1 protein-coding gene is annotated in these 783 nt (G+C 69.9%); it reads right to left on the bottom strand.

Translation table 11 applies throughout. The features are described 5' to 3' along the window. Positions 1 to 69 precede the first annotated feature (69 nt). The gene (locus GCU60_RS19695) at positions 70 to 669 is read right to left on the bottom strand and encodes a hypothetical protein (protein WP_163208343.1); all 600 of its coding nucleotides are present in this window, start codon (positions 667 to 669) and stop codon (positions 70 to 72) included. Positions 670 to 783 lie beyond the last annotated feature (114 nt).

The following is a 783-nucleotide window of genomic DNA, read 5'->3' as shown; positions in this document are numbered from 1 at the left end:
CGGGGACGACGACGGTGGTCGCGGCCGAGGTGGTGGGCTCGTCGACGGTGTCGACGGAGTGCACGAGGGTCAGCACGACAGCACCCGCGTCCGGGGCGAGTCCGCCGTCCAGCCGTAGGTCGTGAGCGTGGAGACCAGGAGGCTCGGCTGGTAGACGAGGGCATCGGCGTCCTGCACCTGGGTGACGGTCGTCGTGCCGACCGCGGTGGTCATCAGGGGGCTGACGGTGCCGTTGGCCAGCCGGGCCGAGACGCGGTAGCCGTTGGTGCCGCGCGAGTTGCTCCCGGTCCAGCTCAGCGTGACGTGCAGATCGGTGTTCCTGGTGACGGTGGTGGTCGTCGTCTCGTTCGGCCGGGGGCCGGGCTCCGTGGTGGTCGTGGTGCCCTGGACGTTGCTCGAGCTGGCGGCCGTCGTCGTCGTCGAGTTGTAGTAGGTGGTGCTCGTCGCGCCGGTCCCCGGGCTCGTGTAGACGGTGCGCTTGACGGTCGTCGTCGTGGTGGTGCAGTTGTCGACGAGCGTCAGCCCCGTGGGGGGCGCGACGGTGCCTGAGGTGATCGACTGCTGCACCGACGTCGTGTCGGAGAAGGCGGCCGAGGCGGTCATGCTGCCGCCGAGGACCACGGTCAGGCCCGTCGCGATCAGGATCAGCGTTCGTCGGATGGCGGTCATCACTGCACCTCCTCGTTCTCGTCGTGGGACAACTGGGTCAGCGGGCGGTGCCGGTGCGCTGGACGCCGGTGAAGGTGAGGGCGAAGGCGCTGGTCTGGCCCTGGAAGGTGTTGT

It is taken from the genome of Blastococcus saxobsidens, assembly GCF_010682065.1.
GTDB lineage: Bacteria > Actinomycetota > Actinomycetes > Mycobacteriales > Geodermatophilaceae > Blastococcus > Blastococcus saxobsidens_B.
This window is presented reverse-complemented; position numbering and strand designations above follow the sequence as displayed.